Genomic DNA, 26,185 nt, shown 5'->3' with positions numbered 1-26,185 from the left:
ATCTAACAAATCATTATACCACTGTATCATCTCTGCTCTCTCTTTTAGATACAAAGCTATATTGTAAGCCTGTGATACTTTTCCTACAGTATGAGCTAATTGAGTCTCTATTACATCATGGGAAAATACTCCAGCTTCATGAGCTATGGTAGAAAATATACTGTCTTATAACAGACCACGAAAAGCTCTTGGATCCTAAATTGCACTTGATATTAGAATTTGGAGGATAAATATTTAATCAGTTAGACCTAAAGTGAGACCTGATATAATCTTAAGTGATATATTGCCGTGAAATAGGGATTATTTGTGGATGGGGTAGAGGGATTCGAACATTGTAATTCTAGATTTCTTAAAATTCATATTAGTTCTTTTGAAGGCTATTTTAGGTACTATTAGAGAATTTAAAGTTCCTCTTAATTCTCGTTAATTGATTCAATTTGGACAAAAATTGGACAATTTGGACAGAAAATGGACAGGAATATCAAGGATTTAATATGAAGAATGACCTATCAAGTTATAAATTAGATGATTTTAAAGCAACAAAATCTAAAGGTATTAAGATACATAAAAGTGGTCTTGTATTTTTATTTGACTTTCGTGTTGATGGTAAAAGATACCGTATTAAATGGAAAGCAAATCCAAGCCATTCCCCATCTGATAAACTCAGGACTGCTCAGAGTCAATTTAATGAAGTGTATGAAGAGAAAAAACGAGAACACTCTATATCTGCTGATGTTAATGCAACAGTAGGAGACTATTGGGTAAAAGTCAAGAAGTTGAAAAATTGGAAGCCATATATGGTGGAAAAGTATAATTATTACTACAATAAGCACTTGATGAAGTTAGATCCTCTGAAAATTAAAGATGTAAAACCTGCCCACATCACAGAATTAAATATATCATTGCAACATCTGAAACCATCCACCATACAAAAAGCATATGAGATACTAAAACCAATTTTTAATTTAGCCATTGAAGATGAGATTATAGTTCGAATGCCAATCAAGGATTCACACCTTCCAAAGCGGAAACAGATAGAAGAAAAAAAGGTTATTACAGATGCTGTCAATAAATATAAAATAGTGCATGGAGCGATACACCGTTTATTTAACTCTAAAGAGATTGTTCAAGTTGGAGATAAAAAAATAAAATGCAGTGTCAATAAACATCACTTAGCACTATTTTTATTTGGTTTTCATGGTAGAAGACGGAATGAAACAACCAGTCTGCAATGGGAAGATATAGACTTTAATAATGATAAGTATATAGTAAGGGCTGAAACCTCTAAAATAAATACAGATATGGTTTTTTCTTTGCCAAGTGAAATAAAAGAGGCATTAAAGACTTTTCGAGATACCACAGGCAATGTTTTTAATGTAAAAAAAGTTTATAAGCATTATGATAAGATTAGGCTTTTAACGGGTATAGAGGAATTTAGCTATCATTGGATGCGAAATCTTGCAGTCTCTGCTTTAAGTAGTACAGGGGCTTCTTTAACAGATTTAACAGCAATGCTTGGTCATCAGGATAGCACAACTTTAAAGAAATATCTATCGTTACAGCGTGATGCAAGCACTAAAAGAACAGATATGTTATCCGCTCATATATTGAAACAAGCATAAAGGAGACAGACATATGGCTACGCCTCCTTTAACTAAAGAGCAAAAAAAATTAAATGATCTCATTAAAAGACGACATAGTGCTTTTAAAAAGTTTACATATTACGATTACAATAACAAGATTCAAGAAGCACAATATCTTCTTAAATTATACCATGAGTTTAAAAATTCTTCGGATAAAAATGATATTGGTAAATTATGGAAATTGCAGGCTACAATAGACACATACTTGGAACAATATTGTCCTTCGTACAAATATGAAATACCATCATCAGATTTTAGAGGTGACATAATAGCAGATAGACAGTCTTTAGAGAACAAGCTTGATGATTTTAATGAAGATTCCAATAGTGTACTACAATCGAATCCTTTGTATAAAATAACATTGGTGCAAATAAAAAAACTATTTGGCATAGATGATACATTAGCAACCAAATTACTTCATTCAGGCTACATGAGAACCACACAATATGAAAAGCAAATAGAAGAATGGTGTAGATACAGCCAGTTTGTCAGAAGGATCATAAAGTATATTAAAGAGAATCAACCTCGCTGGGAACACATGACTAAAAAAGAGAAGAAATCGGCAATCAGTGCATACGATATTTTACAAAGTAACTATTTTAGTGATAACGATGCTGAACTCCTCAAATATTATCCAGATTTTATAGACAAATATGGACTTAACAATAAAAATAAAGCTATTGCCGATAAGCTCTTCTCTTACAATTTCCCAAAAATGACACCACTAATCGCAAAACAAATCACAGAACAATCCACAAAAAATAAAAAAATTTAACTCTTTTTTTTAGCTAAATGGGAGTTTTTATCCCCTTTGGGGTATGGAAATACCGTACTCTTCTTATGTAATCTACATCATTTTTTACCTTTTTAGTTTTAAAGCAGGGATAGGTGTAAGATGAGATTATACTGTTAAGAATTAAAAAACAGTTCGACGGAACTTAATTCTGGTGCTAAGGCACCGAAGCGCGCTTCATAACATCATAAAAGGATTGTTATGAAAACAATACTTAACAAGAGATGGCTAACCCCATCAGAACTGGAAGCAGAGTATGGCTTTAGTAAAAGCACTCAGGCAAAGATGAGAATGGCGAGCAGTAGCTCTAACATCCCGTTTAGCAAGATTGGGAAATATGTCCGTTATGACCGATATGCGATAGATGCATGGCTAGAGGAACATCAGGTTCAAGGAATTGCTTCATGAAAGAAGAAGTGGCAACTAGACTTGCAGAGGTGATACATCTTCTTCACCTTGAAGACAACTACTTTTATACAAATGCTCAATTGGCAAATATAATAGGAGTGTCACTTTCAACTATAAAGAGATACAAGGAATATATCAGGCTATTGGATAAAGCCTTACAAATAAAGGAGAAGGAACTATGCAACAAGCACACATAAGTAATGAACCACAAAGGTGGGATCATATGAAGGGGGCTATATATTCCCGAAGTAGAGGTTCAAACCTCATATACAAGACCCCTCTCGAGTTAAAAGATGGGAGTATAATTTTTAACGACGAAGATACCTACATTACAGATTATAATGAGTCTTTTACTCTAAAGGGCAATATATTTACTTATAGAGGGTTATCTATTGCTCTGCCTGTAAATAGAAATATTACTCCTATTCAGCGAATCTATATGGCTCTTGGTTACTCATTTGATAAACACAGCGATTATGATATAGATATAGAAGAGGTAGATTTTAAATCTCTTCTTCATGTCCTTACTATGATGGCACTCAGAGATGAAAAATTTCTAAGGGGTAATTTTACCCAGCATAAGCAACTCCGCTATGGAGAGCATATTTTTGAGGCTTATGTAAAGGCTGTTTCAGGCTCAGGGAATATAAAAGCCAAAAATAAACACATTCGATGGCTCAATGAGCAGGATACGCTCCAGCTTAAGACAAAACTATTTGATACCGCGAATTATCAAGCTGGAGTGCACTCTATGAAATATACTCCTACTGTTATAATGGATAAAATTATAACAAAAGTTTATAAATATGTTAAACTTTTAAAATTTAAAGAACATAGTGTAAAACTACAGCCATTAGATTTTAAATTTAATCTCTCCAAAATAGACAAGATAAGAATGAGAGACGCCTTGCTTTTACTAAACAACAGTATCGGCTTTAGTGATGGCTCTTTTATTATAAGACCCACCCTGCAAGATACTCAGCACTCAAGGGTTTATAGTGTTTTTACAAGCATAAGCAGTGACACAAGGAAATTACTTGGATTTACAAATTATGATATAGGGTCAGCTCTTCAAACTATCTGCCTACAATTAGTGGATAACCCTAAAAACTTCCCGCTCCATAAAGAGCTTGCGGATAATAAAGTAGCTTTTAGAACAAAGGTAATGTCTGAAACTGATATGGATATGGAATGGGTAAAAAAAGAGTTATCAAAAATAGATAATCTTGATAACATGCCAAAGAAGTACAAACTGTACCCAACACTTGAAGCATACTATAAAGAGGCACTAAAGCTTAGAGTAGAGATCCTTGATAATACGGAAGAACTCACATATTCAAGGGCACATGAGTATGCAAAACCGAATTGGAAAGCTATCTGGAAAGTTGGTAAAAAAGAGCCTGATTTTGTTGAAGACGGCAAGAAAGAAGTAAGCATCTTTTTCTTTATATGGACTCAGTATGAGAGAGAGATACGAGAAGCTATGATGAGTTGTTTTAGTACTCCTGAAGCCTGTCATCAGGTGCATGACGCTGTATATTCTAAAGAAGATATTGATTCTAAAATTATAGAAGATTATGTACTGGATCAGACTGGATTTGAAGTGAAAATTAGTAAGAACTGAGTATAGAGCCATAAGGTGCAAAAAAAAATGCACCAAGGCTCATGCTGTACTTTAGACCGTTTATAAAATTCATTTATATAAAAACCTCTAAGAAACCCCTCACGCAAAGAAAAACATTAGCTGCATATGACGGAGCATCCGGCCACCCAACGCGTTTTAAATCGGACACCAAGAAAGGGAATATTTTCTGTAACGCCATTTTAGCATAAAGTGTCCGAATGATTTTTTAATATTCGTCAGTTTTGATGCTCGATTTGAGTTTTCGCATCGATGGACCACTCAGTTCTATCCTATGGGAGGAGTGAACAATTCTGTCTAAAATTGCATCTGCAATGGTGTTGTTGTTGAGATAGTTATACCACTCACTTACAGGAAGCTGTGAAGTGATAATTGTAGAATTAATCTGCGTTCTGTCCTCTATGATCTCAAAGAGATTCGTTGCATCATCTTCACCCATAGGTATCACACCGAAGTCATCAAGAATCAGCAGTTTAAATCTTGAATACTTTTTAAGCAGATTAGTATAAGTGCCATCCAACCTTGCAATTTTTATCTCCTCAAGCAATGAAGGGGTTCTTACATAGTAGGCTTTGTACCCATCAAATATAGCCTTATTGGCAAACGCTTGAGCGAGATAGCTTTTCCCAGTCCCAGTTTTACCGGTAATGATGATGTTCTGTCTGGCATCGATGAAGTTGAGTGAAGATAGTGATCTGATCTGTGCTTTGTTGATCCCTCTTTGTGGTGTGTAATCTATAGCATCGAGTGCTGCTTGCTTATCTTTGATTTTTGAGAGTCTGTGATTCATGATGATGCGTTTATTGCGTAAAAATATATCCTGCGCATCAAGAAGCTGATAGAGTCTTTCACTAAACCCCATAGAATCGTAGTTGATATCCTCCATCTGTTGCAAATATGCCTCTTTAAAGCCCTTATAACCAAGTTCTGTCAGTTTGTTGATAACGGTAGTGTGATTCATTCTTTTGTCCTTGTTTTCTTTTTATTATTTGATTATTATTTCTATTTGTACTCATCTGCACCGCGGATATTGGAGTGGTTGTTAAAAAGTGCGTAGTGTGATGATGGTTGCACATTATTGGCACTCTCACTCAGATAGAGCTTTTTATCGAGTATCGATCTGATCGACTTTGTGGTTGTGGTGTTGTGCTTTGTGGCATACATCAGCGCCAACTCCAGCTCTGTATTACCATAGAGTTTTGCCAACGATAAGATGGCTACTATTTTATTATACGCCTGTGGTGGATACTCTACTGATGCAAATACATCCTCCACAAACACACTACTGAATTCACCTATATTTTTTGCCCAAGAACGCACTCTTTGCGGATTCATACTCTCGTTTACATACTGATGTTTACTTGGCATATGTTCATGCAGTGTCGAACACTCACCAACTCTTCGCAGGCGTGGATGTGTAGCGATGAGTCTGTTCTTGTGGTAGATATAGACACTTTGTGTGGAGTATCGTACCTCTACCTCCTCTTTGATATATTTGTAAGGTACAGAGTAGTTGCATTTCTCAAGGCTTATATGGTAATCCTGATGCACTTTTGCGATCTTAAACTGTTTATAGGTATAGCTGTTTGCAGGCAGTGGATTAAGATAGGGTGCATCGAGCTCATTAAAGAGCTCTGTTCTACTCTTTTGGAGATGTTTTATAATCTTATTATTGTATCTATCGAGCAACTCCGCTATAGCTTCGTTGAGCTCATCGACACTGAAAAACTTATGGTGACGAAAGCGTGCGAGAATGTAGCGTTGAATCGCTTGGACACCCTGTTCTGCTTTTGGCTTGTCTTTTGGCTTTCTTGGGCGTGCTGGATTTACTATGACGCCATAGTGACGATTGAGGTCTGCATAGCTCTCATTGACGACGATACCGTTTTTATTATTGGAGATGATGGCACTTTTGAGATTATCGGGAACTACCACTCTTGGCACTCCGCCAAAGAACCCATAGCACTTGACATGGGAGTAGATGAAGTCCTCCTGTTTTTGACTTGGGGTAGCATGAACAAAGGTGTATCCACTAGCCCCTAGTACGGCTATAAATATCTGTGCATACTCCACTTCACCGGTTCTTTGGTTGTGTATTGGCATAGTAACACCGCTGTAGTCTACAAACATCTTCTCACCCGCAAGGTGTGTCTGGCGCATGGAGGGGTTGAGTTTTTTGACGAAGCGGCGGTAGTATACGCGAAACTGGGTGTACTGATACCCATCCGGATTATCCTCTTTATACTCTTCCCACAACAGATAGAGGGTCACTTTGGTTTTTTTGCGCAGTTTGAGCTCTTGGTGGATATAGTTGAAGTTTGGCATCGCTTTGCGTGAGACAACGACACTGGCTACATCGGGGAAAAACTGTAGTTTGAGTGCATCATCATCTAAAACATCAATCTGCTCTATTGACAATCCAAGCTCTTTAAACCGTTTGATATAATCTGCAACGGTACTTTTGGCTACTCCTGTAGCGTCATGTATCTTTCTGATTGACAAGCCCATACTATGGTACTTTACAATATCACGAACTGATCTCATAGATATAATCCTCATTTTCAACACCCTTGTAAATAAATTTACAAAGAGTGTATTTGAATTTAGAAAATATCTCTTTCTTAAACGAATCTGTGTTGACGCTTTTTTAGTAAAAGTGTCCGAATCATTTCCGTCATCACTGTCCGATTTAAAACCGTCACGGGTGTCCGAACTAAAACGTTATGGGTGTCCGATTAGGTGCGTTTTTTGCACATTAGCCTTACTTCTTTAATAATATTTTATTCTTTCGTTTGTCTAAATTCTTCAATTTTACTATAACAAATTCCATTTGTTATTCCTTGCTTTTATTACTGTCAATATATAACAATAATGTCAAATTTTCCATGTATTTTTACATTGATCACCTGGAATTCCATAGCCAGTACAACCCCAGAACTCTCCAAATCTACCATTCCTCCTTTTCATAGGTCTTCCACATTTGTCACAAATTTTTATGCTGTTGAGACAATTTGGGTTTTGGCATATACTCTCTTTTTCATAATCAATTGAAGGAGCACCACATTTTTCACATATTCGAGGTTTCGATTTACAAACTGCTCCAGAAGTACAACTATAAAAATTACCGTACTTCCCTTGTTTTAATTTATAATACCCATTTGTACATTTATTACATTTGAAAATTTCTCGATATCTTTGATTAAATGTTTCAGACACAACATCTATGTCAAATTTTGGGGCAAGTAATTCATTTATAAAGACAGATGTAGCTCTTGGATCTGCAACAAGATAGCATTTCTTTTTAGCTCTAGTAATCCCAACATATAAAAGTCTTCTCTCCTCTGAGTGTGGAAAAGTATCAAGGGAAGGAAGAAGTGCTTCTACAACAGCATCTTCTTTATTTTCATTAGGAAACCCTGTCTTACCTTGAAAAAAGCCAATTAAAATACAGTAATCAGCTTCTAAACCTTTAGAACTATGAAATGTCCAAAACTTAATACTAGAGTTTTTTATATGTTTATATACAACTTCTTTAGTATCTTTTAGTAGATATCTATATCGTGCAATAACAGCAATAGATGCTTTAGAGTTTTGTTTTAAAATCTCTTGAATAAGATGTAGGGTTTTTAATTCAAGATTTTCTTGATTATCTACTTGGCTATCATACAAATAAACTTGAGGTGAAGATACTTGTGTATGTGTAATAACCTTTTTAATATATTGTTCAGGGTTTTGCATGACAAACTCACCAGCTGTGTGTGCAATACTATTGTTATATCTAAATGTCTTTTGTAATATTGTTTGAGAAGAAGATCCAACTCGAGATTCAAATTGTGTTGTTAATTCAAGTTTACCACCTGAGAATCGATAAATAGATTGCCAATCATCTCCTACAACAGTCAATCGAGGATTCGGTCCATTTTTAATAAGAGCTTTTAAAAATTCCATTCTCGCAGCAGAAATATCTTGAAATTCATCCACAAGTATATAAGTCCATTTAGGTTTAAAAGAACCATCATCTACAGCTGTAATAGCTTTAATAATCATATCATCAAAATCAATGGCATTTTGTTTATTTAGCTCACCAATATAGGCTTTATGTAAGTCAGATAAAAGTTCTTGATACTGTTTAGAGTTTGCAATTTTATAGTCTTCTAAACGATTTAATATAGCATCATCTGATAGCCTCTCTACCCGTATTGCTTGGAGGCATTTTAAATATTTTTTTATTCCAGCAATTAAAAAGCCACTTTCATTGAGTTTTTGAAAAATCTCCTCGGATGATCTCTGTTTTATTGTAATATCATGATCTTTCATGTGTTGTAGTAAAGTATCTTCTAATTTACCTTCGACCCAATTATAATGATATGTTTCGATAAGAGTTGTGTTTTGCTCTTTATGTAGCTCTCTTTTTCTCTGTATTTCAAAATTATATTGTTGACTATCAATACCTACTCTAGTATTTCCTTTTCTGTCAATACCAAAATGTTCTAAATATATGTCTGCTGAACTCAAATAGAAGTCAGGTTTATAATCAAAACCTACTTCTAACCTTCGTTTAGTTACATAAGAGGGTTCATACTCATAATCTACACAGTTGAGATATAACCAGTTTGCTATGCATAGCTCTTGATAGCCTTTAACTACCTCATTTTGTAGTGTTCTATATTCATTATCTCTGATGTAGTTATCGTATTCCTCTTTTGTTTTAAAATCAAAAGGGTTAATAGGCTGGTAACTCAAATCGATAAATGTCTGCATAAACTTTGGATCAGACTGTATTTTATGTATAAACCATTCAGATATCCACATATCCAACTTTATTTGATCTTCACTAAAAACGGATATTGAAACAGATTGTTTGCCATCAAGAAGAATTTGTCTTCCAAGTGCATGAAAAGTTTTTACCTTTGGTCTATTATTTTTATCAATTGCAACAGCAGTACCTCTAATACTTAATCGTTTTTCAAGCTCCTTTGCCGCATCACGATTATAGGCAAGTATTAAAATCTCTTCAGGATTTGCTAATCCTCTATCTATTAAATCCAGAGCCTTTGCCACCATTACTGAAGTTTTTCCTGTTCCTGCTGCTGCAAGGACTAAGTTTCTATCATTATCACGGATTACAGCAAGTCTTTGTTCCTCTGTTAATGGGTTTGCTTCGATATTGTCATAAAATTTTGCTCGTGAAGAGAGGATAGTAGCTTCAAATTGCTTTCTCAAGATATTAATTATCTTATCTGTGAGAGGAATATAATCCGATAAAGTATCTAAAAATAAAAGAAGGTCTTTAGAAACATGTTCTTTCCATTCAGTAGTATTTGCTTCATATAACTTTAGTAAAGGAAGTATTTCATTATTTAAATAATTCACTTTTGAATCTCGTAAATATTCTAATTGTGTATATTGTTGAAAGATTTGTTGCTGAGATACAATTTTATTTTCTATGATAGGTTTGAGTATTTTATTAATTACTTGAATGTTATTCTTACATTCTAATGATTTTAAGAGTTTGATTTTTATTAGCTGAGAGTTAAATGAAAATTGAAGACTTGAACCAAATAAACCAGAAAAAATTACTGCAAAACTATCAGCATTAATCCAATTAAAGCTTTTTTCAAGACTACTTTTTTTAAATAAATATAGTTTTTCGTCATCATATTCTAATTTAGAATAATTACCGAAAAATTTACCAAAAAGAGAGGTTTCTATTGTTCCTTGAAACATCTTTATTGCACCTCTCTTTTTTCTTTCAAACTACTTGAACTTTTATTTCTACCATGATCCAAGACTTTTCTTTTTTCTGATAACATCCACTCCTCTAAAAATGGTATCTCTCTAGTTTGTGGGGAGTTGATTTTCTGAGAATTAAATATTTGAAACATCTTTGTAATCCAAGATAACATTATATACTACTCCTTCTTATTTTAACTATTACGGCTCTTCAGGTTTAAACAACATAAGTGCTTTAATGGTATTTTCTTTCTGATATACATACGGATTTCCATCGAGAAATGAAGGTGTTTCAAACTCTACTGTTTTTATTTTAGAGTTACTTTTTATACTCTTAGGTTCCTTTATTGTTATTAGATATTATATTTCTTCGGATTAGCAATCATATTTAACTTTTTAATATCAGAAGGTAAACTTAATGTATGCATTTTTCTATGGCAATTAGGGCATAACGCAACAGCATTATCAGTGGTATCTGGTCCTCCCTTTGCAAGTTGCTTTATATGATGCACTTCAAGATATGGTGTGCCATCTTTCTTTTTAAAAGGAGCTTCTAAGTCACATAGTTCACAGATACCTTGTGCTCTTCTCAAAACTACTTCAACAACATAAACTGAGCGTTGATAGCATTTAGCTTTTGTATATGAATATCCAGGTGTACTTTGTTCTGTTTGTTTTGCTTTATCATATACTTCCGCGTCCGTGAGTCTCTTAACCTTATTATACTTTTTCTTCTCTATGTTTTGTAATGCTTCCTGGTCATTAAGAGCAGCTATACGATCTTTGAGTTTTAATGGAAAAACATATACATTGCGAAAATTATCATCTTCGTCAGGTTGTCTTTCGATAAAAGGCTCATTGATTAATTCCACTTCACCTTTATATGTATACTCTGTCTTTGCAAACACTTCAAATAAAAAGACTGTTGTGTTAGATTGTTTAGATTTAAGTAAACGTCTATTCGCTCCGGTTAATGTTTGATTACCTTTCCTACCTTCACCAGTGTAATATAAAATATCTCCTTCTTGTTTATCTTCATAAATGCTTTTTACATGATTTCGAATCAGAACTAGTCTATTCGTATCCTTTTTATAGTTCATCCCTCGCATAACTGTACAGCTGAGTTCATCTTTAATATCCTGTTGCGAATATATCTTATTAATAATGAGTGCCATATTTTAGATTCCTTTGAGTAGTATGGAACAATCAACTAGATGGTTCTTTAATTTATCGCCTTTGCTATTGACATCTAAATCATTCTTGTAGTAAAAGCATTTTTTGTAATTTTTAATATCATTATATATTATTTTCCAGAATGCAGTAGGAACAGCTATTTTGTTTTTTCCTATTCGTTTAGGATTAGTTCCATAAACAACACCATTTATAACTGTAACGGAACCTAAACTAGATGCCACTTTTCTTTCTAGTTTTTCAGCTTTAATCCATGTTCTTCTGTTTACTTTTGGTGCTTGTGGAATAATATTCGCCATACTATAAGTTTTACGCAATGCTTTTTTACTATAATCGAAATCTGCATCATTAGCTAGATGGCCTCTATCATATCCAGAATGCACATAATCTTTAGATTTACTTCTGTATTTTACAGGTATTGTTTTCTCATTATAAAATCGTTCTCTTTTTTTAATATTTACAGCATTAACTTTATTTCCATCAAGTGTATAGGCTACATACTTTGCACCTTTCATTTTATAATCATAGCATATAGTAAATACTTGTTTGTCTATGATTTGGTTACAGTTGTTTTTATTGATATAGTCAGATAAATTTGTTGCTTGTAAGACTGTTGCAAATAATATAATAAAAAATTGTAATAGATTTATCATTATTCGTATAATTTTTGTCGTTCTTTGCGTAATCTTTCAGAATTGTCAGCACTAATAAAAGTTGTTCTATTTGCCTGATTTAATGTTAGTGTTGCAGTAACTTCTTCTCCATTAACTAACATCTCAACAGATAAACTTTCTCCACCATCATCCCATACTCGTATTTCTTCTCCACGTTTCTTTGCAAATCTTTTTGCATGAATCCATGGTATAGATGTTTGAAATATTTCTCCTTCATTTAAGTAAGCTTCACCTATTGCTTTTTTAATGTCATTACCACTGTCACTCTTAAAGAAACTCCATAAAACAATAACAACTATAATTCCTACAATAACTTCCATTTTACACTCTCCTATTGGCTTTAAACACATTCATATGATATATCCTAAAATGGAATCTCATCTTCATCAATATCGATTATAGGCACATTTACCTGTGATTTATTAGATATTTGTTCTTTTTTAAGGGCATCATATATATCTCTGATAGTTCTATTAAATGTTATCGAAATTTCTATATTTTTTGTATAATCCGACAAATCATATCCATCTGCTCTTAAAGCCAATATCAATAATCCTGCAATTCTTTCTTCTGCTTCTTCTTCACTTATACTGTTTAAATCTGAACCAACTGAAAATAGGGATGGACTTTTAAGGGCTTCAATCCTTACTTCCTGTAATATATATAGAATTTTTTTGCCTTTTGACATATGTTTTATTACGCCCCATACAAACCATATAATGATAATTCCTATTATTATTTCTATAATAAATTCCTATTAAAATTTAGTCTTACATAAACTTTTTTACTGCATAACACGGTACAAGTTTTATATTATGCAATGGTATTATTCATTAACTGTGAATCAACTAGTTTCTTTTTAATTAAATGCTTATCCAAATGGCTTTGGCATAGGTTTAGCACAAGTACAAGTTGGACTTAATGTACCATCGTTACATACAACTCTTCCACTACTTGAACAACCTGCTACACCTCCATGCCATGAGCAACACCCACTGCGCTGTACATCTAATGCTTTGCTGTTGTGACATACAGTTTTACTTTGAGATTCCTTGTTTTCTGCAATGTTTTTATCAACTGTATCAGATACACCAAAAGCCAATGAACTAAGTATTAATAACATCAATAATGTTTTTTTCATGATATACCCCTTTATTTAAACTAGTAAAGATTAGTTGATAGAAATATAATAACATCCTATCATTCAGTTAATCTTAAAAACTAGGTATAACTACTTGAGAAATGCTGATGAGCTACCATCTGAAACAATAGATAACTTCTATAAACAAATTGGATACAATGTTAAAAAACAACGAAAACTAAAAGGATATACACAACTTCAACTGGCTCAGGCACTTGGGCACAAATCTGTAGGTTTGGTTTCACAGGCAGAAATCTACCTAAAAAAACAACACTTCAATATCGAGCATCTCTATAAAATCGCCTATATTTTAGAGTGTGATTTATGTGACTTACTAAAAGATACAGATAATTGATAATTATTATTAATACCTCAATACAAATGAATCTCATTGTTTCATACTACCTCAAGCTATCTTCAAACCAAAAATCTTTATAGAGCGTCTCTATTTTTTTGCAAGAAGTCTTAGTTTTTAAATCCCCAAATACCGTTACATGTAATACCCCCGCCCATTAAAAAAACTACGAGGTATATTATAAGTGAACCACCTTTATGGGATCATATAGACACCCTCATATGTTACCGAGATTGTGGTTCATTCTACTATTACATTGCTTCACACTTTACACGTTACACCACACACCACTCCGTGAGCCACGGTCTCACTCCGTTCCTACAGCAGCCTTGGTCTGCTTTCGTTATTCGCCTACACGGTACGGCTCATATATTTTTTTATTATTTTCTTTGTTCTGCATGTTTATATTACTGCATTTCGTTTCTTTTTCTTCATTACATGTAAGCTCCGTTCGTTCCTCACTTCACTATTATTACACGGCTTGAAGCCTGTCATTCAAACGCCATTAAGGCTTACATCGGTATAGCTTTGGACGATTACTGACCTTGTCAACTATGAATGAGACGAGCAAGTTTATCTTCAGATAAATATGAAGCTAAAATTACTCCCTTACATTCACAGATGCCAAGCCAAGTAAATCTTTAGACATAACACACACTCTGTAAAAACTGAACTCTTCTCTGCGTTACGAGTAAAGTTTCCGCTACGCTTACAGAGTGTTGTGTTATGTTAACCATCCTACGGCACAGCTCTTATATCTATGTGACATCGTTCAATCGCCACAGGGCTCTCATCTAAGCAGTGACACTGCGTGTTTTTATTGTTTGTTTATCTTTTGTCACAACGCCTTTTAAATCCTTAGAGCATACACCACTATCTTCAAAATAAAATGAAAAGTAGTTCCAGTTTATTTTAAAGAGTAACAGTGCAAGCAGTCGGAAGTTAAAAGGCTTTTTGAGCCAAAAGAACTTGAATCTTAGAGGGATTTCAGTTTGAGAGTTTCGGTTAATACCGACAAATATTTTACGAAAACATTTGATAAAAGGATTAGATTATGCGAGTATATTTAACAGACCTACAGGCGTACAATGAAGGGCATTTAGTTGGAAAATGGCTAGAATTACCGATGAGTTCATTTGAACTTGCACAGGCTCTCTCAGAGGTGCTAAATGAGGGTGAAGCCGTTAGTGGCACAGATGGGCATGAAGAGCTTTTTATAACTGATTATGAAGCAGAAATAACTATAGATGAGTATGACGACATTTACAAGCTGAATGAGTTGGCAGAGGTACTTGATGCACTGCGTGAGGATGAGTTACTGAAACTAAAACTACTCTCACATGAGGGCTACAGTGAACGAGAAGTGTTACAAAACGGCATAGATAACTATGATGTTGATATTTATGATTATAGTAATGATGTCAGTTTTACTGATGTTTATGAGCTACTGGCATACGATATGGTGCAAGAGGGCTTATACGGTGCCATTCCCTCACATTTAGAAAACTATATAGATTATGGTGCTATCGGTAGAGATTTAAGTTATGATTATGTAGAATTTGAACATGGAGTTCTTGGAAGAGTAGCGTAAATGCTGCTCTTTTTTTTGCTTACATGTAAATAGGGCATGGCATTCTGTGCGGGATGGATTCAATCGTTGCCTCTGAACCCACCCACCCAGAACCTTCGCAGCATAGCTGCATCAGGACTGCCATAGCCCTTGGAATTGTTTCATCTTTAACTATAAAAATGATACTATTATAAAGACAGAGGGAGATAAAGTAATGAAAGCATCACACAACGAACAAACTTGGACAGAGAAGCTTTTAGCATGGGCAGACGAGTATAAAATAGATGACCTCATAGGCAAGAGTAAAGAGGAACTGCTCTCACTTGAAACTTTAAAGATCAGCTTTGAAGCATCAAAAAAACTAGACGGCTTTATAGCACCAGAGATAGAGTATCTGCAAAACCTCAAAGATCTGACACTTGATCATGTCTACACGCTAGAAGTTTTACCACTTGAAATAACAAGACTAAAAAATCTACAAAGTTTAAAACTTATATGGCTTCCTCTAAAAATAATTCCTAATGAAATTGCAGAATTACAAAATTTAAAAGAGTTAGTTATAGCTGTCTGTTCCAAGGTCAAGTCATTACCACTTAGTATTGTAGAAATGCCAAGTTTGGAAATACTTGTTATTGAGAACTGTTTAGCTCTTGAGGTTCTACCAATATCACAAAAACCGCTGCATAACCTTAAAAAGCTCGTTATACAATCTTTTAAAAGGCTTTGTATATTAGATTTTATCAAACAATTTCCGGAGCTTGAAGAGTTGGGCTTATGCAGAATACCTTTTGTGAATTTTCCAGTCTCATTGTGTAGTTTAAAAAATCTAAAAGACTTAACTATGCGTGATACAAAAATAAAACAACTGCCAGCAGAGATAGCAAATTTAAAACAATTGGAGATATTCATATGTGATTCTCTAACAGAGATATCAGAGGAGATATGTCACTTACCAAAGCTCAAAGAGTTTGATTATGGTGCTAGAGCGTTAAAGGATCTTCCACCATCAATAGATAAACTCATTGCTCATGGGTATATAAAGATAAAAAATTACGAAATTATAGAAACGATTGATACACTAAGAAATAAAGAGCTGTTAAAGAGAGGCTTTAAAATTGTTGATAGTTACGATGAATTTATACAAGAAATAAAAAATATGAAAATCATCACCCATCGCTATAAACAAGAGCCATTTGTCAAGTATGTTTCACATGAAGAGTTTGAACAAGAGTACAAAAAGATGGATAGATATATTGAGCAGGTTGTTAAAAAATTTCTGCATACTGACAAAGAAGAAGAGCTTGATGATTATAGAAGAGGATTATGACAAGGCAGAAGTGTTGCATGGGATGTTTGAATATGCTTAAAGAGGTATTTACCTTTGATACGAGATATGAAATTTATGAGGAGTTTATGAGATGATAGAGATTGATGAAAATGAACTTATAGAAAGTTTACAAGAGGGCTATGAACAACTGGAATTAGCTATAAAAAATAAATACAATAGAAAAGAGATAAGCAAATTAAAAAACTGGTGTGTATCTATGGAGATGATTATATTTACATTCGCACCTGAGTATAAACAGATAGTTTTAAATATGAGAAACAGAATTATTAAAAGTAAAAAAAAGAATACTATAGATGATAATTTAGATGTGCCTACTATTTTTAGAAAGTAGGTGCTGATTTCATATCGTGTCTTACATGTAAAAAACATCTTTGGTTGCCAATAGATAATAATAAATGGACAGAAATTGGACAAAATTTAAAAGCTTAAGTGATTTAGTGTTGTAAAATAGGGATTGTAGGTGGATGGGGTAGAGGGATTCGAACCCCCGAATGCCAGTACCAAAAACTGGTGCCTTACCGCTTGGCGATACCCCAATGCTTTGTAGATTAAAGATTGGTTGCGGAAACAGGATTTGAACCTGTGACCTTCGGGTTATGAGCCCGACGAGCTACCGAACTGCTCTATTCCGCGGTGTTTCAAACACTTTTACTCTGTGTTTGTGAGCGAAATTATAGACAAAAATTTCTTTTATGTCAAGAGTTTTTTATTAAAAGTATTAATTTTTTTTTTGAACTCTTTTTAATACTAATTTTCCTATAATAAAGAAAAGAAAAATATTAATAAATAAAGAGAAAATATGAAACCGATAGAAAGAGTTTTACAGGCTATAGAAGATATTAAAAAAGGTAAAATGGTTATTATGGTTGATGATGAAGACAGAGAAAACGAGGGCGATCTGGTCTATGCGGCCGCCTTTTCTACACCGGCACATGTAAACTTTATGGCAATGCACGCACGGGGGCTTATATGTGTTGCTCTTTCTAAGTCTATTGCCGACAGACTTGATTTGAATCCTATGGTGAGTTCAAATACTTCTTCGTATGAAACTGCCTTTACAGTCTCTGTTGATGCTAAAGATGCACTGACAGGAATTTCAGCTAAAGAGCGGGACGATACTATAAAAATATTAGCCAACCCCATTTCAAAGCCGGATGAACTGGTAAAACCGGGGCATATTTTTCCTCTCATTGCAAAAGAGGGCGGTACACTTGTAAGAACAGGCCATACGGAAGGCTCTGTTGATCTGTGCCGTTTGGCAGGGCTGAGTGAAGCGGGGGTAATTTGTGAAATAATTAAAGATAACGGTGAAATGGCCCGTCGCGATGATTTGGATATTTTTGCCAAAAAACATGATCTGCATACAGTATTTATTTCTGATATTGTTGAGTATAGACTTTCGAATGAAAGACTTGTAAAAGAGACAGAGGTGCAGGAGATAGAGTTTTTCGGTGTCAAAGTGCAGCAACATACATTTGAAGACCATGATGGTATAAAACATACAGCGATACTTTTTTACAATGCAGGTGAAGTTGCAAATGTACGGGTTCATAATGTAATTCCTGACTGTGAACTACTTTTGCAACAAGAGAAATACAATAATTTGATCAATTCTATAGAATATCTGAAGCAAAACAGCGGTTTGTTGGTTTTTATAAACAAAACACATCATCAGGACAATGCGGCCATAAAAGAGTTTGGAATAGGGGCGCAGATTATTAAATCATTTGGTATTTCAAAAATGAATCTTATTACTTCTATGAAAAAAACCGACTTTGTAGGACTGAGCGGATTTGGACTTGAAGTAAATGAGATTATTGATATTTAACTGATGTACAAATTTTTTCTTCTTGTCTCTGTATTTGTTACATGTAATGCAGATTCACAGATGATACAGCGTACAAAAGTATTGATGGGTACTTTTGTGTCAATATCTGTCGACAAGGAAGATAAAAAATTTCTTAAACCCTCTTTTGAGATTATCAAAAGGGTCGATAACTCGCTCTCTACCTATAAAAAGAATTCTCCAATATCTCAACTTAATCAAAACAGACATGCATCTTTAGACAAGTATTCTTATGAAGCTTTGACGCTTTCTTTAAAATACTATAAGCAAACACACGGGTACTTTAATATTGCGATAGGAACAATTACGAAAGATTTATACAGATTTGGTGCCAAAGAGCGTATTGCTTTGAAAAATGAACTTGAAAAAAGTTCTGTTTCTGTCAATGAGCTTAGATTTGATAAAGATGAGGCTTTTTTAGGCAATGCAGTAAAAATAGATCTTGGCGGTATGGGAAAGGGATTTGCAGCAGACAAAGTCAGTGAATTTTTACTGCAAAACAAGGTGAAAAAGGCAGTTGTTGCCCTGAGCGGAGACATTCGATGCATAGGCAGCTGTAAAATTGCCGTTAATAATCCTTTGGATGTGACACATCCTTTGGTTACATTTATAATACATAACAGCGGTGTAAGTACAAGCGGAAATTATAATCGTTATATAAAAAGCACAAAGTATAATCATCTCATTAATCCAAAAACAAAAGAATCAGAACAAAAATTTATCTCTATAACGCTTGTCTCAAAACTTCCATCAGCAACACTCGATGCATATGCAACGGCTGCGAGTGTTATGCCGATAAAAGAAACATATGCATTTTTAGATTCTAAGAAGATAGGCTACATTATTTTGCAAGCAGATAAAAAACTTGTTATAAGCAAAAATATAGCTGAATATACTGATATGTTTATTAAAAATTAAATGATTCAGTTTTTAGAATTCTTATTTTGGTAAGCTCTTTGTTATATTGCAGCTTTAACTCTTTTGCTGCTTTTTTTGAGATAAGCCGAAAACCAAGTGTTAGTACAATTTTATCACCTTTTTGCAGCTTTGTGTTGTAAATAATATTTTTTTTCGCATAAATAAGGGTATCTTTTAAAATATTCGTTGCTTCAAAAGGCATACTTTCTTTGTTGCCTTTTCCGAAAATACGTGTAAATATATAAGGTTCTTGAACTATTTTGTCTGCTCCGCGAATGATTGTAACATCGAGGACTCCTTCTCTGTAGGCCTGTCCGAACAGAGCATGATTGGCAAGATTTTCAATGCTTACCTGAAAGCCTTTTTCATGTTTTTGTACATGAAAATTGATATATTTTCCGAGACTTTTGCTGAGTTTGTGCAGACCTGCTATGCCATGATAGGCATGAGTCTTACTGTCGCTAAGTGTTGTTTTGCTGCCCATGGTTTGCGGCATATGACAGGATATACAGGTATTTTTGTCTTTTTTGTCAATATACGCATCAAGCATGATGATATCAAAATCATGCGCATTGTTTACATGTGAATGGCATCCCATGCAGACATTGCCGTTATAGTAGTTTTCATTGTTGTATTCAATTTGGTGATAAGGAGAATTTTTAGAGCGTTTGATAAGACCAAAAAAAGAAGTTGTTGTTTCATATGTAACTTTGGATCTGTTTCTTTTATCTTCTTGGGCACTAAAGAAGTCTTTTTTCTTTCCTGTTAAAATATTTTTGTTTGCTTCATCATATTTTTGAATATTTTTGATTGTATGGCAGTAGATACATGATATCGGTTCTTCTTTTTCCTGTTGCAGGTTTTTTGCGCTTGGTGCATGGCAGCTGTTGCATTTGCCTCTTTCTTTTTCTTTGTGTTCTTTCTCAAAGACCGCTCTATATATTGCATCATTAGCAAGCGATGACTTTCTGTGAATTGAATCATAATATTCTTTATAGATTAAAGGATGGCATTTTTGACACACTTTGTTGTCGTTTGCAAAGGAAGCATTACATGTAATAAGAAGTAATAAAAATAATAAAAGTGTTTTCATAACAAATATTGTAGCCAATTAATCATATAAAATACTTTTAAAGAGTATAAACAAAGTATACAATATGACAATTTCAAAGAAAAAAAATGAAAATATTTTTAAAAATGCAAGCGATTCAAAACCGTTTATAAGAGCAAATGGTGTAAAAATTTCTAAAAATGAGAGTATAAACAGAGCAGATGTAAGCAGTCGCAGTTCTTTTGTTCTTTTTTTGTGTGTAAAGAGCAAAAAGTGCACAGTAACCATTACGAAAAGTCCAAAGGCAAAAATATGCGGCAAGATGATTTTCAGTATGCCGCCTGGTGTTTTAGGTGCTATGAAAAGTGCTTCATTTCCAAGATAGTATGTTAATACACCTTCAGTCGTGAAGCCGATCTTGGATGCAAAAAGAATACTGTTGCTTATAAGAAGGAGTATTGAAAAGAGAATAAAGTAAAATATAGCAAAGTTATAGGCTTTTTGCAAAATTAAGGCTCCATAATGAATAAATAACCATGTAAAATGCACACAAATGCCATAAATAATATGTTACAAGATAAATATACACAAAAAAAGGATTTATATAATATGAAAGCGTAAGGGCAATGAGCATAATCAGTGCACTTGTCATCACACTGTTAAGACAAAAAAGTTTAAGAGTGTCATTTGCGGCTAAGCGGATAAATATAGCACTGAGTGTGAGAAGTATCATCATCATAAAAAATATTTTGGTATGAATATATTCCAAAAACGAGGCTTCGGAGATGGGTTCGAGGAAATTTTCTTCATTTCCAAAAAGTGTGAATTTTACCTGCTCATAAAAAAGACCAAAGTTGCTGGAATCTACAAAGACTTCAGCAGCAAAATACAAAAGCATGAAAACGAGCAAGCCGTTGAGCATAGGTTTGATCGATGAATCTTTCTTTAAGTCTTTTATAAGAGTAAAACGCAATTATTTATCCTTATAGAGCATATTGTATATGGCAAATGCTATACGCGAACCATCAGTAAGACTCTTTGCGCTCATTGTTGCACCTGAGATATTTGTTATTTCACGATTGAGTTTTAACAACTTGTCAGTTTTTTTGTTTTTAAACTGTTGCGTCCATCTTTTTGGCGGAAGATATTCCAATGTCTCATTAAATGCAATGACTTCTATCCCCTGTAAAACAGAGTCTTTGAAAAAATAGAGTGTTACTGCATTTTTGGAACGAACTTTTCTGTTAACAAGTATGCCGTATCCTAATATTTTTCCGTTTTTTTCGGCTATATATACTCTGTAGATTTTTGTAGTCAGTTTTACACCTGCATTTTTTTGTACTGTTTTAAATTTCTCATGGGTCAGAATAATATTCTTCTTGGTAATTGTTGCATTAAGATCAAAATTTTCTTTCATTGCATCAATAGGAGATACAAGGAGTTGGGCTGATAGCTGTTGTGTCAATAGCAGTATAAATAGTGAAATATATTTCATAGCTTAATTCTTTAAATATTTTATTTTTAAAATTCTAGCAAAATAATTGGGGTTTTGCAGTAAAATTGCTGCAAAACCTTATAAAGGAGAAAATATGTCCGAATGTTTTTAAAAAACAAAACCTAAAGATATGCCGGTAATGTTCCCTGTCGCCGCATTGTCTGAGACAACATACTCAGCTTTAAGGACTACCTGCTCATGTGGGAAAAAGTTAATCCCAAGTGTCACATCTGTTATGGCATCACCTGCAGTTCCGCCGTTGCTTACTTCTGATTGCGGGTTGTATCGTTCATATTGCACAAAAAGAGGTGTTTTTTTGTCTGTACCTATTAAAGAGGCAATATTGTAACTTGCATTTAAGAAACCGCCGTAATTTGCTGTAACCTGTTGACTTGCATTTGTATCAAGTCTTTTGTTTTGTGCATAGGTACCGTAAATTCTTGCTGCGCCTATTTTGTAGTCAAGATGAACATCTACCATAAGCAAATCTTTTGAAAAGTATGATGAAGCACCGATAAGCAAACCGCTTTTTCCGGTGTAGTCAACTCTTATCTGTCCTGCTGCATCCGGATTTTTCACTAAACGCCCGCTGCCGCGGCCGTTTCTTACCCACTTGTCCCCGGTATCCGTTATCTGCAGTGCTGTGACTATAGAGGCTTTATACTCTATGCCATCTGCAATTTCACCGTAAACCATTGCCCCTGAAGTATTCCATGTAGTCGGAATAATATACTTTGCTGTATTTGGACGCTGTATCGTTGTAAAGAGTGTCGGTTCGTGCTGTTCATTCATTAAACCCATCGGGAGCAAGAAGTTACCAAGACGTGCATTGAAGTTTTTGTTCCCGATGAAGTCAAGGTACATAAATTCAACAGCTACAGTATCACCGGTCGCACCTGTACTGGTAGCTTTTACTCCGCCGCCTTCATACTCAATTTCCGAGTTTAAAATGATATTGTCAGCAAACTTATATCCAAAATATGTTATAAATCTTTTTATCTGTGTTTCAGAACCAGCCTTTTGTGTACTTGAATAATACATTTCACCGTATCCGCCGATACTTAACGGTGATTTTGAGTAATAAACTTTAGAAGCAGCACTACCTAGACCGGTATAACGCTTTTTCTCATCAACTTTGGTATAATTAAAGCCGGTTTTTAAATCACTTGTTTCATCAACAAGAATCTGTGTCATTTCTTTGAGATCTTTCACTTCCTGTTGAAGCTTGAGAATATCTGTTTTGTCATCCCCGAAAGAGGCACTGCTTACCAGTAACATGCTTGCTAATACTAGTGATACGTTTGTTTTTTTCATTTTTTATCCTTTGTCTTGATTATGATATTTACTATCAAAATCTTTTTGATGCAGAAATTATATACTTTTTTTTTAAAAATATTCTTAATTTTAATAATTATTATCGATATTAAAGAATAATCTTTGATATAATAAAGAAAAAAAAGATTGAGAGTTTATGAGAGAAATATTTTTAAGAAATGAAGACGGTAATCAAGTGTCGATAGAAGTAGATTTAAATGCTTATGCATATAGTAACAAGTACGGATGGCTGCTTAGTGTATTTATAAAGTTTGATGCTTTGGATGAAAGCGCAGAGGGCTTTGAAGAGTTTTTGGATGTAAAAGAATCTTTGATTATAACTCTTGAACATGAAGACAAAGCAAAGTACGTCGGTTCAAGAGTTGTAGATGGATGGAGTGAGCTCTATTTTTACGCGGCTGACTCAAAAGGCTTGGATGCTGCAGTGGCAAATATGCTAAAACCAGCTCATTATATTTATGAAAGCAATGTAGTCCGTGATACAAAATGGGACTTTCATTATAAAAACCTTGCTCCAAATGAACTCGAACTGTGTCATATAGAGAGTGAAAAAATTATTTTTTTACTCAAAGAAGAAGGCGATAATTTAGAAATTCCAAGAGCAGTGGAACATTATGTTTCATTTACAACACCTACGCAAAAAAATAAATTTTTAAACTCTTTATCTCTTGAAGGCTTTAGTTTTAAAGACGAAATAAGCAGTGATGAATTTGAAAACGGTATTGCTCTTGTGAAAACACATGCAGTAACTACAGAGGAAGTAAGAAAAGTTGTTAATGAACTTTTTGAAGCAATAAAAAAAGAGCAGGGCTATTATGAAGGATGGAGTACGCTTTTAGCACAAGAAGAAAATGTTTAAAATAGCAGGTGTTATCAATTATCTTGCAGTGGTTTTTCTGAATGCTTTTACAGATCTCGGGCATAAAATCATTATACAAAACACGATATTTAAGGTTTATGACGGAAGTACACAAATTGTCTTGACGGCAATCGTTAATGCCTTGGTTTTACTTCCTTTTATTTTGATTTTTTCTCCTTCGGGTTTCTTGGCAGACAGATTTGCCAAAAACAAAATTATGGAGTATGCTGCTCTTTTTGCGGTGATTATTACCCTTGGTATTACCTATGCCTATTATCATGGGTATTTTGTTTTTGCTTTTATTTTAACCTTTTTGCTTGCCATGCAGAGTGCAATTTACGGCCCGGCGAAATACGGATATATAAAAGAGTTGGTTGGTGTGAAATTTCTCAGCAGTGCCAACAGTGCTGTTCAGGCAATCACAACCGTTGCGATCCTTGGCGGTATTATTTTTTATACGGTTTTATTTGAGGGAATGTACAGGGATACTTTGGTAACAGAGTCCCAAATTTTGCAAACTGTTGCGCCTCTGGGCTGGCTTTTGGTGATCGGTTCGATAATTGAGTGGTTTTTAGCCTCAAAACTGCCAAATAAAATGATAGAAGCGAGCAAACGGGATTTTCGCTTAAAAAAGTATGTGAGCGGTGTCTATTTGTTCAGAAACATTAAAACAGTCAGAAGAAACAGAGAAATCTTTGATGCGATTATCGCACTCAGTCTTTTCTGGTCAATATCACAGGTTGTTTTGGCTGTATTTGGCGAATATGCAAAAGATGAGCTACATGTAACCAACACTATTTATGTGCAAGGTGTGATGGCACTTGCAGGGATAGGCATTGTTGTCGGATCAGTTATGGTTGCAAAACTCTCAAGATTTTATATTAATGTCGGTTTGGCGGGGATAGGGGCAACCATTATAACGCTTATTGTTTTGAGTGTGCCGTTTTTGCATTCTATGACATTCATTGCAATTATGTTTACACTCTTTGGTATTTTTGCGGCATTTATTTTGGTACCGTTAAATGCAAGAATTCAGTATCTGGCTTCACGTGTACATCTTGGAATTATTTTGGCAGCAAATAATTTTATACAAAACATATTTATGTTTACTTTTTTATTGTTGACAACGGTATTCGCATATTTAGGGATGAATGCAGAACTGCTTTTTTATTTTATGGGGATGATAGGCATTTATCTGGTACGTAATTTATATAAAAGATATGTAGTAGAGATGTTTTTTTCACTTATGGGTCTTATTGCGGCATTGCGGCATAAATATATTTACATAGGATTAGAAAATATCCCGGAGGACAAAGCTGTTTTATTACTGGGAAATCATGTCAGCTGGCTTGACTGGATTTTATTGCAGTTGCCTATAGCAAGACGAATAAATTATATGATGGACAAAGATATTTATAACTGGAAATTTTTTCACGCTGTTTTTAAAAAGGGGGAAGCAATCCCGCTTTCGCCAAGAGCATTCAAAGATGCAATGAAAGAGGCACATAAAAGATTAAAAAAAGGCAGCATTGTCGCTTTGTTTCCCGAAGGCGAAATATCACAGGACGGAAATATACATGAGTTTAAGAGAGGGTATGAGCTGATTCCAAAAGATTATGAGGGTGTTATTGTTCCTTTTTATATAGATAAAGGTATATTTGGCAGTTCTTTTGCAAAATATAGGCCAAAAGGTGCCAAAAGGAATATTTTTAAGCGCAGAGTAGTTAAAATCTATTTTGGAAATCCTCTGCCGATTGATACAAAAGCAAAAGAGTTACGGGATATAATTTTACAAATGAGAGAAAAATATGAAGCTGAATAAACCAAAACATAATCTTTATAAAAATGGTATGTATGCAGTAGAGGGTTTTATAGATATAGTGAAAAATGAAACATCATTTAAGTGGCAGCTTTTTATGCTTGCGGTGATGGGTATTGTTGCCTGGAGTTTGCCGGTAGGTTTTGTACACTCAAGTATCCTTTTTATTTCACTGTTTATACCTGTTTTGGCAGAAGTTGCAAACAGTGCCATTGAAAGAGTTGTGGATTTGGTGACTAACGAGTATCATATTTTGGCAAAACAGGCAAAAGATGCCGGTGCGACTTTAGTTTTGTTAAGCTTATTGGTTACACTTTTGATATGGATTTTTACATTAGCTGACGCTTTAGTATAGGGAGAATTA

At 34.2% G+C, this 26,185-nt stretch carries 28 protein-coding genes and 2 tRNA genes; 14 read left to right on the top strand and 16 right to left on the bottom strand.

Going from position 1 to position 26,185, the window contains the following annotated elements:
* Window positions 1–494 precede the first annotated feature (494 nt).
* The 5 genes from MLC52_RS07040 to MLC52_RS07020 all read left to right on the top strand — a co-directional run bounded on the left by MLC52_RS07040 (window position 495) and on the right by MLC52_RS07020 (window position 4,468).
* Window positions 495–1,622, top strand: a complete 1,128-nt coding sequence (locus tag MLC52_RS07040; protein WP_434579780.1) for a tyrosine-type recombinase/integrase — start codon at window positions 495–497, stop codon at window positions 1,620–1,622.
* Window positions 1,623–1,635: 13 nt separating this feature from the next.
* Window positions 1,636–2,418: a hypothetical protein gene (locus MLC52_RS07035; protein ID WP_434579778.1), complete on the top strand. Its 783-nt coding sequence runs from the start codon at window positions 1,636–1,638 to the stop codon at window positions 2,416–2,418.
* A 219-nt stretch (window positions 2,419–2,637) separates the two neighbouring features.
* Window positions 2,638–2,844, top strand: coding sequence for a helix-turn-helix domain-containing protein (locus tag MLC52_RS07030; RefSeq protein WP_434579776.1), 207 nt, complete (start codon window positions 2,638–2,640; stop codon window positions 2,842–2,844).
* A complete protein-coding gene (locus MLC52_RS07025) occupies window positions 2,841–3,041 on the top strand; it encodes a hypothetical protein (RefSeq protein ID WP_434579774.1) in 201 nt (66 codons plus the stop codon). The genes MLC52_RS07030 and MLC52_RS07025 overlap by 4 nt, the downstream gene beginning before the upstream one ends.
* Window positions 3,023–4,468, top strand: a complete 1,446-nt coding sequence (locus tag MLC52_RS07020) for a hypothetical protein (RefSeq protein ID WP_434579772.1) — start codon at window positions 3,023–3,025, stop codon at window positions 4,466–4,468. Before MLC52_RS07025 ends, MLC52_RS07020 begins: the two co-directional genes overlap by 19 nt.
* Window positions 4,469–4,694: 226 nt before the next feature.
* Here the strand turns inward: MLC52_RS07020 and istB are convergent, their stop codons facing one another.
* The 9 genes from istB to MLC52_RS06975 all read right to left on the bottom strand — a co-directional run bounded on the left by istB (window position 4,695) and on the right by MLC52_RS06975 (window position 13,225).
* Window positions 4,695–5,447, bottom strand: coding sequence for an IS21-like element helper ATPase IstB (gene istB / locus MLC52_RS07015; protein WP_434579771.1), 753 nt, complete (start codon window positions 5,445–5,447; stop codon window positions 4,695–4,697).
* Between the two features lie 41 nt (window positions 5,448–5,488).
* Entirely contained in the window at window positions 5,489–7,030 is a 1,542-nt protein-coding gene (gene istA / locus MLC52_RS07010) for an IS21 family transposase (RefSeq protein ID WP_434579769.1), read from the bottom strand.
* A gap of 330 nt (window positions 7,031–7,360) precedes the next feature.
* A complete protein-coding gene (locus tag MLC52_RS07005) occupies window positions 7,361–10,213 on the bottom strand; it encodes a UvrD-helicase domain-containing protein (protein ID WP_434579767.1) in 2,853 nt (950 codons plus the stop codon).
* Between the two features lie 2 nt (window positions 10,214–10,215).
* Window positions 10,216–10,392 carry a hypothetical protein gene (locus tag MLC52_RS07000; RefSeq protein ID WP_434579765.1) on the bottom strand — a complete coding sequence of 59 codons (177 nt, stop codon included), beginning with the start codon at window positions 10,390–10,392 and terminating at the stop codon, window positions 10,216–10,218.
* A 180-nt stretch (window positions 10,393–10,572) separates the two neighbouring features.
* Window positions 10,573–11,394: an HNH endonuclease gene (locus MLC52_RS06995; RefSeq protein ID WP_434579764.1), complete on the bottom strand. Its 822-nt coding sequence runs from the start codon at window positions 11,392–11,394 to the stop codon at window positions 10,573–10,575.
* A 3-nt stretch (window positions 11,395–11,397) separates the two neighbouring features.
* Window positions 11,398–12,063 (bottom strand): DNA/RNA non-specific endonuclease, encoded by a 666-nt coding sequence (locus MLC52_RS06990; protein ID WP_434579762.1) that lies wholly within the window; start codon window positions 12,061–12,063, stop codon window positions 11,398–11,400.
* Complete coding sequence (locus MLC52_RS06985; protein ID WP_434579760.1) at window positions 12,063–12,404, bottom strand: hypothetical protein; 342 nt, start codon at window positions 12,402–12,404, stop codon at window positions 12,063–12,065. Before MLC52_RS06985 ends, MLC52_RS06990 begins: the two co-directional genes overlap by 1 nt.
* A 44-nt stretch (window positions 12,405–12,448) precedes the next feature.
* The gene (locus MLC52_RS06980) at window positions 12,449–12,772 is read right to left on the bottom strand and encodes a hypothetical protein (RefSeq protein WP_434579759.1); all 324 of its coding nucleotides are present in this window, start codon (window positions 12,770–12,772) and stop codon (window positions 12,449–12,451) included.
* A gap of 183 nt (window positions 12,773–12,955) precedes the next feature.
* Window positions 12,956–13,225 carry a hypothetical protein gene (locus MLC52_RS06975; RefSeq protein WP_434579758.1) on the bottom strand — a complete coding sequence of 90 codons (270 nt, stop codon included), beginning with the start codon at window positions 13,223–13,225 and terminating at the stop codon, window positions 12,956–12,958.
* A 94-nt stretch (window positions 13,226–13,319) separates the two neighbouring features.
* Here MLC52_RS06975 and MLC52_RS06970 point away from each other — a divergent pair, with 94 nt between their 5' ends.
* The 4 genes from MLC52_RS06970 (at window position 13,320) to MLC52_RS06955 (ending at window position 16,829) form a co-directional block, all read left to right on the top strand.
* Window positions 13,320–13,580 (top strand): helix-turn-helix domain-containing protein, encoded by a 261-nt coding sequence (locus MLC52_RS06970; RefSeq protein ID WP_434579756.1) that lies wholly within the window; start codon window positions 13,320–13,322, stop codon window positions 13,578–13,580.
* A 1,054-nt stretch (window positions 13,581–14,634) separates the two neighbouring features.
* Window positions 14,635–15,171, top strand: coding sequence for an antirestriction protein ArdA (locus MLC52_RS06965; protein WP_434579755.1), 537 nt, complete (start codon window positions 14,635–14,637; stop codon window positions 15,169–15,171).
* A gap of 193 nt (window positions 15,172–15,364) precedes the next feature.
* Window positions 15,365–16,477: a leucine-rich repeat domain-containing protein gene (locus MLC52_RS06960; RefSeq protein ID WP_434579753.1), complete on the top strand. Its 1,113-nt coding sequence runs from the start codon at window positions 15,365–15,367 to the stop codon at window positions 16,475–16,477.
* A gap of 91 nt (window positions 16,478–16,568) precedes the next feature.
* Window positions 16,569–16,829, top strand: coding sequence for a hypothetical protein (locus MLC52_RS06955; protein ID WP_434579751.1), 261 nt, complete (start codon window positions 16,569–16,571; stop codon window positions 16,827–16,829).
* 130 nt (window positions 16,830–16,959) lie between these two features.
* On the opposite strand, the gene MLC52_RS06950 is transcribed toward MLC52_RS06955, so the two are convergent.
* Both MLC52_RS06950 and MLC52_RS06945 read right to left on the bottom strand, forming a co-directional pair.
* Window positions 16,960–17,034: transfer RNA gene (locus MLC52_RS06950), tRNA-Gln, on the bottom strand.
* Window positions 17,035–17,054: 20 nt separating this feature from the next.
* Window positions 17,055–17,131, bottom strand: a tRNA-Met gene (locus tag MLC52_RS06945).
* Between the two features lie 166 nt (window positions 17,132–17,297).
* Here MLC52_RS06945 and MLC52_RS06940 point away from each other — a divergent pair.
* A complete protein-coding gene (locus tag MLC52_RS06940; RefSeq protein WP_346388838.1) occupies window positions 17,298–18,326 on the top strand; it encodes a bifunctional 3,4-dihydroxy-2-butanone 4-phosphate synthase/GTP cyclohydrolase II in 1,029 nt (342 codons plus the stop codon).
* A gap of 3 nt (window positions 18,327–18,329) precedes the next feature.
* Window positions 18,330–19,262 (top strand): FAD:protein FMN transferase, encoded by a 933-nt coding sequence (locus tag MLC52_RS06935; protein ID WP_434579749.1) that lies wholly within the window; start codon window positions 18,330–18,332, stop codon window positions 19,260–19,262.
* Here MLC52_RS06935 and MLC52_RS06930 read toward each other — a convergent pair.
* From MLC52_RS06930 to MLC52_RS06910, 5 genes are all read right to left on the bottom strand, one after another.
* Window positions 19,252–20,355, bottom strand: a complete 1,104-nt coding sequence (locus MLC52_RS06930) for a multiheme c-type cytochrome (protein ID WP_434579747.1) — start codon at window positions 20,353–20,355, stop codon at window positions 19,252–19,254. The genes MLC52_RS06935 and MLC52_RS06930 overlap by 11 nt on opposite strands.
* A gap of 18 nt (window positions 20,356–20,373) precedes the next feature.
* The gene (locus MLC52_RS06925) at window positions 20,374–20,820 is read right to left on the bottom strand and encodes a hypothetical protein (protein WP_434579745.1); all 447 of its coding nucleotides are present in this window, start codon (window positions 20,818–20,820) and stop codon (window positions 20,374–20,376) included.
* Complete coding sequence (locus MLC52_RS06920) at window positions 20,804–21,286, bottom strand: hypothetical protein (protein WP_434579744.1); 483 nt, start codon at window positions 21,284–21,286, stop codon at window positions 20,804–20,806. Before MLC52_RS06920 ends, MLC52_RS06925 begins: the two co-directional genes overlap by 17 nt.
* Window positions 21,287–21,808 (bottom strand): FMN-binding protein, encoded by a 522-nt coding sequence (locus tag MLC52_RS06915; RefSeq protein ID WP_151900178.1) that lies wholly within the window; start codon window positions 21,806–21,808, stop codon window positions 21,287–21,289. It abuts the gene before it with no gap.
* A 108-nt stretch (window positions 21,809–21,916) separates the two neighbouring features.
* Window positions 21,917–23,122: a porin gene (locus MLC52_RS06910; RefSeq protein ID WP_151900179.1), complete on the bottom strand. Its 1,206-nt coding sequence runs from the start codon at window positions 23,120–23,122 to the stop codon at window positions 21,917–21,919.
* Between the two features lie 157 nt (window positions 23,123–23,279).
* Here MLC52_RS06910 and MLC52_RS06905 point away from each other — a divergent pair, with 157 nt between their 5' ends.
* From MLC52_RS06905 to MLC52_RS06895, 3 genes are read left to right on the top strand one after another with little or no spacing between them, the layout of a single operon-like run.
* Window positions 23,280–24,002, top strand: coding sequence for a DUF695 domain-containing protein (locus MLC52_RS06905; protein WP_434579742.1), 723 nt, complete (start codon window positions 23,280–23,282; stop codon window positions 24,000–24,002).
* Window positions 23,995–25,824 carry an MFS transporter gene (locus MLC52_RS06900; RefSeq protein ID WP_151900181.1) on the top strand — a complete coding sequence of 610 codons (1,830 nt, stop codon included), beginning with the start codon at window positions 23,995–23,997 and terminating at the stop codon, window positions 25,822–25,824. The genes MLC52_RS06905 and MLC52_RS06900 overlap by 8 nt, the downstream gene beginning before the upstream one ends.
* Window positions 25,811–26,176 (top strand): diacylglycerol kinase, encoded by a 366-nt coding sequence (locus MLC52_RS06895; RefSeq protein ID WP_151900182.1) that lies wholly within the window; start codon window positions 25,811–25,813, stop codon window positions 26,174–26,176. Before MLC52_RS06900 ends, MLC52_RS06895 begins: the two co-directional genes overlap by 14 nt.
* Window positions 26,177–26,185 lie beyond the last annotated feature (9 nt).

This window comes from Sulfurimonas sp. NW15 (assembly GCF_051132285.1).
Lineage (GTDB): Bacteria > Campylobacterota > Campylobacteria > Campylobacterales > Sulfurimonadaceae > Sulfurimonas > Sulfurimonas hydrogeniphila.
The sequence above is the reverse complement of the archived record's forward strand: the minus strand, read 5'-3'. Positions and strand labels throughout refer to the sequence as shown.

Coding starts and splice junctions, on each gene's coding strand:
- MLC52_RS07040 (WP_434579780.1), top strand. CDS start 495: ATGAAGAATGACCTATCAAGTTATAAATTAGATGATTTTAAAGCAACA.
- MLC52_RS07035 (WP_434579778.1), top strand. CDS start 1,636: ATGGCTACGCCTCCTTTAACTAAAGAGCAAAAAAAATTAAATGATCTC.
- MLC52_RS07030 (WP_434579776.1), top strand. CDS start 2,638: ATGAAAACAATACTTAACAAGAGATGGCTAACCCCATCAGAACTGGAA.
- MLC52_RS07025 (WP_434579774.1), top strand. CDS start 2,841: ATGAAAGAAGAAGTGGCAACTAGACTTGCAGAGGTGATACATCTTCTT.
- MLC52_RS07020 (WP_434579772.1), top strand. CDS start 3,023: ATGCAACAAGCACACATAAGTAATGAACCACAAAGGTGGGATCATATG.
- istB (WP_434579771.1), bottom strand. CDS start 5,447: ATGAATCACACTACCGTTATCAACAAACTGACAGAACTTGGTTATAAG.
- istA (WP_434579769.1), bottom strand. CDS start 7,030: ATGAGATCAGTTCGTGATATTGTAAAGTACCATAGTATGGGCTTGTCA.
- MLC52_RS07005 (WP_434579767.1), bottom strand. CDS start 10,213: ATGTTTCAAGGAACAATAGAAACCTCTCTTTTTGGTAAATTTTTCGGT.
- MLC52_RS07000 (WP_434579765.1), bottom strand. CDS start 10,392: ATGTTATCTTGGATTACAAAGATGTTTCAAATATTTAATTCTCAGAAA.
- MLC52_RS06995 (WP_434579764.1), bottom strand. CDS start 11,394: ATGGCACTCATTATTAATAAGATATATTCGCAACAGGATATTAAAGAT.
- MLC52_RS06990 (WP_434579762.1), bottom strand. CDS start 12,063: ATGATAAATCTATTACAATTTTTTATTATATTATTTGCAACAGTCTTA.
- MLC52_RS06985 (WP_434579760.1), bottom strand. CDS start 12,404: ATGGAAGTTATTGTAGGAATTATAGTTGTTATTGTTTTATGGAGTTTC.
- MLC52_RS06980 (WP_434579759.1), bottom strand. CDS start 12,772: ATGTCAAAAGGCAAAAAAATTCTATATATATTACAGGAAGTAAGGATT.
- MLC52_RS06975 (WP_434579758.1), bottom strand. CDS start 13,225: ATGAAAAAAACATTATTGATGTTATTAATACTTAGTTCATTGGCTTTT.
- MLC52_RS06965 (WP_434579755.1), top strand. CDS start 14,635: ATGCGAGTATATTTAACAGACCTACAGGCGTACAATGAAGGGCATTTA.
- MLC52_RS06960 (WP_434579753.1), top strand. CDS start 15,365: ATGAAAGCATCACACAACGAACAAACTTGGACAGAGAAGCTTTTAGCA.
- MLC52_RS06955 (WP_434579751.1), top strand. CDS start 16,569: ATGATAGAGATTGATGAAAATGAACTTATAGAAAGTTTACAAGAGGGC.
- MLC52_RS06940 (WP_346388838.1), top strand. CDS start 17,298: ATGAAACCGATAGAAAGAGTTTTACAGGCTATAGAAGATATTAAAAAA.
- MLC52_RS06935 (WP_434579749.1), top strand. CDS start 18,330: ATGTACAAATTTTTTCTTCTTGTCTCTGTATTTGTTACATGTAATGCA.
- MLC52_RS06930 (WP_434579747.1), bottom strand. CDS start 20,355: ATGAAAACACTTTTATTATTTTTATTACTTCTTATTACATGTAATGCT.
- MLC52_RS06915 (WP_151900178.1), bottom strand. CDS start 21,808: ATGAAATATATTTCACTATTTATACTGCTATTGACACAACAGCTATCA.
- MLC52_RS06910 (WP_151900179.1), bottom strand. CDS start 23,122: ATGAAAAAAACAAACGTATCACTAGTATTAGCAAGCATGTTACTGGTA.
- MLC52_RS06905 (WP_434579742.1), top strand. CDS start 23,280: ATGAGAGAAATATTTTTAAGAAATGAAGACGGTAATCAAGTGTCGATA.
- MLC52_RS06900 (WP_151900181.1), top strand. CDS start 23,995: ATGTTTAAAATAGCAGGTGTTATCAATTATCTTGCAGTGGTTTTTCTG.
- MLC52_RS06895 (WP_151900182.1), top strand. CDS start 25,811: ATGAAGCTGAATAAACCAAAACATAATCTTTATAAAAATGGTATGTAT.